Consider the following 6,684-nt stretch of genomic DNA (forward strand, 5'->3'; position numbering starts at 1 on the left):
AACGCGTCGGGCCGCGCCCCGGCAAGGGCCTCGTAGATTCCGGTGGCGCGGGTCACGGCGGCCAGAGCTTCCTCCAGCCGCCCCAGATCCCCCAGCCGGAGCGACTGGTTGTTGAAGGACATGGCGAGGCCGGGGAGGAACGCGTCGGGCCGCGCCCCGGCAAGGGCCTCGTAGATTCCGGTGGCGCGGGTCACGGCGGCCAGAGCTTCCTCCAGCCGCCCCAGATCCCCCAGCTGGACCGACTGGTTGTTGAGGGATGCGGCGAGGTCGGGGAGGAAGGCGTCGGGCCGCGCCCCGGCAAGGGTTTCGTAGATTCCGGTGGCGCGGGTGATGGTGGTCAGGGCTTCCTCCAGCCGCCCAAGAGCCCCCAGCTGGACCGACTGGTTGTTGAGGGATGCGGCGAGGTCGGGGAGGAACGCGTCGGGCCGCGCCCCGGCCAGGGCCTCGCGGATCGTGACGGCACGGGTGACGGCCGCCAGGGCCTCCTCCCGCCGCCCCAGATCCGCTAGCCGGAGCGACTGGTTGTTGAGGGATGCGGCGAGATCGGGGAGGTCGGGGTCGGGGGTGTCGTGGTGGTGGACGAGGGCGGTGGTGAGGTCTGCGGCCCATTCGGCCAGGGCGAGGGACGAGTCCGGCAGCTTGTCGCGGAGCTGGTGGAGGAGCCCAGTGTCGGGGGTGGTGTGGAGGAGGTGGGTGAGGGCGGTGACCAGCGGTTGAGGGTGGGGGGTTCGGGTGGCGGTGTCGAGGACGGCGGGTGCGAGGGCCTCTGGGTTGGTGGTGAGGGCGTTCTGAAGGAGGTTGGTGATGGTGGTGGTGTGGTGGGGGCGTTGGGCGGTGCGGGCGAGGACGCTGAGGGTGTGGGGTGTCTGGCCGGTTGGGAGGTTCGCGAGGATGCGGGTGAAGAGGTCGGGTTCGCGAGCGGTCTGGGTGTGGATGTGGTGTTCGGCGAGGCGGTCGGGCTGGAGGCTTCCCCAGGCGGCGCCGTCGGGTGCGGGGTAGAGGTCGGCCAGCCAGGTGGCCAGCGCACCCCGGAGCCCGGCGGCGCTCTCGTCGCCGAGACCCGGGAGGTGGGCGAGGAGGTGCCGGGCCTGGTCGCGGTCGGCGGGGACGGTGAGAGCGGCGAGCGCGATGGCAAGTTCCCGCGTCTCGCCCCCGGTCCGCCCGTCGCCCAGGTTTCGCCCCGTACTGTTCGCGGTGTTGTCCCAGTAGGTGCGTTCATGGCCCAGGAGCCTGCCTTCCAGCGACCGTGCCCCGACCGGGGCCGGGGTCGCACCGGCCGCCTTGTCCAGGAGTGCGAGGAGTGCGGCCATGTGGACGGAGAGCGGATGGTCGAACTCGTCCCCTGTCAGCGCCGGGAACGCGGCAGGCATGGTGAGAGAGTCCACCAGCCCGGTCCGGTGGTCCGGGCCGGTCTGCGGCAGCCGGGCTGCGAAGTCCTCCAGAGCCCGACGGTAGGAGTCGGCGCGCTCGTCGGGTGAGTGGTGAAGGGCCGGGATCGCGGTGACGGTGGCGTCGGCCAGTGCCTGCGCGTGGGGGTGGTCGGCAGCGCGGGTCCACCAGTCGCCTGCCCCGCGTGCCAGGCACAGAATCCGCACCGGCCGGGCGGTCTGCTCGTGGTCCACGACCTGGAGGAGTGTGTGGAGCTGAGGGACGCGGGTCTCGGCGTAGTCGACCACCACCAGCAACGGCCGGGTCACCCGGGCGAGAGCATCCAGCGGAGCGGTGGTGTCGGGCGTCAGACGGACCACCGTCCAGCCCCCGACAGCCATCCGTGAGGCGAGCTCCGCCGCGAGCCGCGTCTTCCCCGCACCCCCCGCACCCGTCAGCAGCCGCGCCCGGACATGGCCCGCACCCCACCCCCACACATCCCCAGCCGCCCCGGCCTCCTGCTGCCCCGGCCCGCCCTGATCGCCCGGGGCGCACCAGTCCGCCAACTCGCCCAAAAGCGCGTCCCGTCCCATGAAGGTCACGGTGGCCTGTTCGGGGCGCAGGAGGTCGGCGGGGGAGCGGGCGGGGCGGGGGCGGGCGTTGCGGTCGGTCACATGCTGGAGGTCCGCCGGTTCCAGGACCGGTGTCCGGCCGGTGTGCTGTTCGACCAGAGCACGGAAGTCGGGGTCCGAGGTGAGGGCGTAGGCGGGGAGGGCTTCGAGGTGAGTGTGGGACCAGCCGGGCGCATCCCCCACCACCACCCCCGTCAGCAGCAGTCCGTCCTTGCTGCTGCCGCACCACAGGGCCGCGCCCGACATTCCCTTCCACGGGGATCCGTCTTCACAGGTTTCGGGTCCGGCGGGGCCGTGGATGACGTAGCGGTCACGGTCGGACCCGCTGTCCGGATGAACCTGACCGATCCGGTGGACCATCGACACCGCCTCGTCGGCGGTCCGGCCTGCGACCGGGTAGCCCCATGCCTCCGCCCGGCACGGCAGGGACGTCGCCAAGCGTCCCCACCGCACCGCCGGAACACCGTCCGGCAGGAGATCGTCGTCGGCAAGGAGGAGGGCAGCGTCCCACACCCCGCGCGGTTCGTCCTCGAACCTCGCCCACACCACCCGGCACCCCACCCGCCCCGCACGGTGGGGAACCTGAACCGACACCGCCCCCGGATTCTTGAGCACGTGCGCGGCGGTCAGCACCAGCCGCTTCCCGAGCACGAAACCCGTCCCCTGCGATCCCTCGCCGGAGCGGACCACCACCGTCCTCGCCGCCACGTCCACCAGCCCACCCACTCCCCTCACACCCGGCGCCTATCGAACAGACCCCCGGTACAGGGGCTTTTGGGGGTCAGCGGTCGAACCGCGAACCCAGCGTCTCGCTCGTCGCGTCCGGCCGGTCCGTGTTCACGTGGTACCCGCCCCCTGACACCGGGTCCTTCGGCGTCAGTACCAGCTTCACCCGGTGCACCGACGCACTGGAGCGCGACGCCTCCGCACCCGCCGACACCACCCACGCCTTCAACCCACCCGACGCCTTCTTCTCCTTCCGCATCTCCACCGAGAACTCCAGCTCCACCGGGCCCACCTGAAACTCCAGATCCCCCCGCCGCCCCGCCGCAGCCGCCAGCAACTCCCCCCGCAGATGCTCCACAGCCTCCGCGATCCCGATCTCCTCACCCATCCCAAAACCCCATCTCAGATCCCGCACCGAAACGGCGCCGCGACCGGCACCGCAACGCCAAGGACGCACACCCCCCACCAGACGTTCCCCACCCCCACCACCCGATCAGAAACCGCCACACACCGAAATCAACCGGCCACCCGCAACCACCCCCGCCGCCTCGCCCTCGTCGGCGGGAGCGGCGTGGGCCAGGGGCTCTGGAGGGCCGTTGTGCCGAGGGCGGCGGCCTCGGCGATGGTCCGCAGCCAGGTGGCCGTCGTCATCATGCCGTTCCCGGCCGTCGGTCCGGCCTGGGCGTAGCAGTGCGATGGGCGGATGAGCTGGCAGCGGGAGGTGATCTCCAAAGGACAGGAACCGTAACGGGGCGGGCGAAGGCGCCTCCGGGGCGATCGTCATGGCGGCATGGTAGGGGCCGGTGCGCTCCGGAAAGAGCTGTTCGGGGGCGGTTCAGCAGGTGGCCGGTCCCGTGCGCCGGGGGCTCCTGGCGCGGAGGCGGACGGTTTGTATCAGTGCCCAGAGCAGCAGCCCCGCCGCCGCCGGGGTACCGAAGAACATCGCGAGTCCGGCGCCGATGTTGGCGTCCGCCGTTCCGGCGGTCAGGACGCGGTGGCTCCCTGCGACGACTACCCCGGCTGCCGTCAGTGGCAGCAGGACGAACCAGCGGCGCGGGTCCAGCGCGCCGCTGCGGGTAGCTCGTACCAGGTGGAGGGCCGAGACGACGGTCATCACCAGTCCTGCGGCACCGAGCCCGGTGGCCCAGTCCTCCAGGGCCCTGACCGGCTCGATCGTGTAAGTGAGGTCGGAGGGGGCGGCGGTTTCGTCGTTCTGCTGCCCCATCAGGCCCCACAGCGCGAGCGGCGCCCCGATGGCCAGGGCCGCGCCTGCCAGCGAGTTCTTCGCGGAAATTCCCATACATCCATATGACCACCAGACCGTGATCGGGTCATGAGTACCCGTACCCATCCTCCGCAGAAAGCGGAACACGGGGGTGGCGGGTTCGGAGGGAGTGGAACCGTCGGCCGTCGTGGGGCGGGCGGGGGACGCTCCCTGGCCATGGACGCGTTTCTCGCAGCCCTTGACCAGGCCACCGGACCGTCAGGTTGTCCCCTGCGCCGCTCGTGTCAGCCGGGAGGCAGGCGGCGGAAGGCACCGGCATCGCTCTGCTTCGTGGTGTCTGCGGCCTGGCGAATCGCGGGGCGAGCCCGTGCGGCTCGGCCGTCTCGGTTTCGTCGCCGCCGTTCGTGAACCTGCGCTTGCGTTCGTGGACGTAGTCGCTGATGGGAAGGCACGGGAGTACTTCAGTACGCAGCCGGTGGTGCTGGACCGCATGTTGATCACGGAGCTGCCAGCCGCTGAGAGCGCGGCGCGAATGGGGCTATGCACTTTCGGTGAGGGCCGCGTGGGCGCGTTCGTCGAGGGCAGCGGCGCTGCGGGCGCCGCGGGCGCGGAACGGGCTGATATCCCGGCGCATTTGGATGACGGCCTTACGGGTACGGGCGGACTGGATGCCGCCCATGTGGTCGAGTGCCCGGTTCCAGGTGGCGCACGCTTGGTCGATTCCACCCTGCTTGAGCTGCATTTCGGCGGCGGCGACCAGGTCGAGTGCGACGATCCGGGCGTACGTACTGGAGGGCCAGGAGGCGGCCGACCGCATCAGGTACGCCGCGCCCGTCTCGTAGTTCCCGAGGGCGTCGTGGACCTTGGCGGTCCGCGAGTAGACACCGGGCCGGGCCGGGCCCCATGCCTGGGCCCAGAACGGCGACTCTCCGTCCGGCACGGCGGCCAGCAGTTCATGGGCTCGGTCGGTCTCGGCCAGGGCCGCGGTGCGCTGCCCGGCTTTGGCGAGTGTATGAGCGTGGACGACACGGACGAGAGCTTCGGTGGGGGCGTCGGCGTGGCCGCGGACGCGGGCCAGTCCGGCCTCGGCGAGGTCACGGCAGTGCTCGGGCCGGTGGATCTTCAGTCCCTGCATGGCCATCGTGCGCATCACGAAGCCGTCCTGGCCGGGGATCCCCGATTCGGCGGCGAGGGCGTAGGACTGGAGGTAGTACCGCTGGGCGAGTCCCTGGTGCCCGGCGTCGTACGACTTCCAGCCCAGCAGATGGACGCCCCGGCTGGCCGCCGAGAGCATCTGGCGGCGGGCCTCCTCGGTACGGAACCGCCCCCGGACGAACGAGGCGACGTCGTCGGAGAGGTACTGGACCAGGGCAGTGCGTCCATGCCGCCCACCGTGCCGCTCGTCCATCTCGGTGAAGAAGTGGATCATGTCGCGTACGGCGGCGACCTCGGTCATCCCGACGCCGCGCCCGGTCCGGGCGGCGTCTGCGCGGGCGGCCATCTCCCGGACGTAGGAAAGGGGCAGGGCCGCCGCCGCGACCGAGTACGCGGAGGTCGCGAGGAGCTTGCGCCGGTCCAGCTCGTGACGCCACATGGGCATCAGCGTATCCAGCGGGTCCCCGGTCAGGGAGAGTCCAATGGCCTCTTCCTCACCACCCATTCCGTCCGCCGGGCCGAGCCCGAGATCGGCCGGGCTGATGAGTCGGCCCGTGGCCCGGGACAGCGCAACGGCGATAAACCGGACGGTAGCCGGAGCCGGGCGGGTACCGCGGATCCAGTGCTCGACCCCCGACTTGTTCGTCTTCAGGACGACGCCGCACTCGGCGGCGACGGAGCGGATCTCCCGGGCCAGCGCGGCATAGGTGAGCCCGGCCTCAGTCACTGCGGCGCGGAGCTTCGCGTTCGGAGTACGCGTCATCGGTGCCCTCTCCCCCTGTATGCGCGATATACCGACTGCCTCCCTCAGCACCGTATCGCCCCGGCGCCCTTGCGTAGTTACCTGATTACCGGACCCGCCGCCGGTGGTCCGGATGGTCCGGCTCCCGCGCACCAGTTCTGCACCCCCTCACACCCCCTCGCCTGGGACACCTCTATGCTCACCCGTTCCGAGATCGAACCCGCCACCCGTCTCCGCTACCGCTCCGCTTCTTCGGATTCAGCGCCCGTACTCGCCCCTCCGGCAGCTCCGGCACGTCCTGTCCGCCCCTGACGGCGAGCTGTACGACGCCCTGGAGGACGTCCTCGGCCGCTATCCCTTGCACCAACCGTCCGAGGCGACATACGGGACCGGGGCCCGGCTCTCTGCGGGGTGCCGTCCGACCCGATCCGGCGTGCCGCGATCCGGGCAGGACGGTGCCGCTCCCGCCGCCCTGTGCCCCGACGCGGCGGCGGCCGGGAGCCCAACCCCTTCTTCCCTTTTCGTTGTTCGTGTTGCCGAGAGGAGAGCTGTGTTCACCACTACCCGTCCGTCCGATGTTGTCGGAGTGCTGCCGTCCGAGGCCGCCCGTGATCTCGCCTACTACCGATCCCGGATCGGCGACCCCGCCCTCCTGGCCGCCGCGGTCACCGTCCGAATCGCCGACGAATTACTGCTTGCCGTGCCCGTCGGCGGCGGCCGCAGGGGCGGCTACCTCTCGTACGGGGGGCAGGTGATCGGTGAGCACGGTGAGGCGGCCGTCCCCCTCTGGGCGGCGGTCGGCGGCCGGGTGGTCCCGTACGACCCCGAGCACGTCC

At 71.5% G+C, this 6,684-nt stretch carries 6 protein-coding genes; 1 reads left to right on the top strand and 5 read right to left on the bottom strand.

Annotated features, from left to right (window positions below; all coding sequences use genetic code 11):
• From AB0G74_RS33610 to AB0G74_RS33630, 5 genes are all read right to left on the bottom strand, one after another.
• The coding region (locus tag AB0G74_RS33610; RefSeq protein WP_361154315.1) for a tetratricopeptide repeat protein at positions 1–2,735 on the bottom strand (2,735 nt) is incomplete at its 3' end.
• A 46-nt stretch (positions 2,736–2,781) separates the two neighbouring features.
• Positions 2,782–3,114: a trypco2 family protein gene (locus AB0G74_RS33615; RefSeq protein ID WP_361154318.1), complete on the bottom strand. Its 333-nt coding sequence runs from the start codon at positions 3,112–3,114 to the stop codon at positions 2,782–2,784.
• Between the two features lie 128 nt (positions 3,115–3,242).
• The gene (locus AB0G74_RS33620; RefSeq protein ID WP_361154321.1) at positions 3,243–3,458 is read right to left on the bottom strand and encodes a hypothetical protein; all 216 of its coding nucleotides are present in this window, start codon (positions 3,456–3,458) and stop codon (positions 3,243–3,245) included.
• A gap of 103 nt (positions 3,459–3,561) precedes the next feature.
• The gene (locus AB0G74_RS33625) at positions 3,562–4,026 is read right to left on the bottom strand and encodes a hypothetical protein (protein ID WP_361154324.1); all 465 of its coding nucleotides are present in this window, start codon (positions 4,024–4,026) and stop codon (positions 3,562–3,564) included.
• Positions 4,027–4,489: 463 nt separating this feature from the next.
• Positions 4,490–5,869 carry a hypothetical protein gene (locus tag AB0G74_RS33630; RefSeq protein ID WP_361154327.1) on the bottom strand — a complete coding sequence of 460 codons (1,380 nt, stop codon included), beginning with the start codon at positions 5,867–5,869 and terminating at the stop codon, positions 4,490–4,492.
• A gap of 529 nt (positions 5,870–6,398) precedes the next feature.
• On the opposite strand from AB0G74_RS33630, the gene AB0G74_RS33635 reads away from it, so the two are divergent.
• Positions 6,399–6,684, top strand: a 286-nt coding sequence (locus tag AB0G74_RS33635) for a DUF6302 family protein (RefSeq protein ID WP_361154329.1), incomplete at its 3' end; no start/stop codon positions are given.

Origin of the sequence: Streptomyces sp. NPDC020875, assembly GCF_040641415.1 — a bacterium.
Lineage (GTDB): Bacteria > Actinomycetota > Actinomycetes > Streptomycetales > Streptomycetaceae > Streptomyces.

Excerpts from the sequence above, each read along its gene's own strand:
- AB0G74_RS33625 (WP_361154324.1), bottom strand. The coding sequence starts at position 4,026 with ATGGGAATTTCCGCGAAGAACTCGCTGGCAGGCGCGGCCCTGGCCATC.
- AB0G74_RS33615 (WP_361154318.1), bottom strand. The coding sequence starts at position 3,114 with ATGGGTGAGGAGATCGGGATCGCGGAGGCTGTGGAGCATCTGCGGGGG.
- AB0G74_RS33630 (WP_361154327.1), bottom strand. The coding sequence starts at position 5,869 with ATGACGCGTACTCCGAACGCGAAGCTCCGCGCCGCAGTGACTGAGGCC.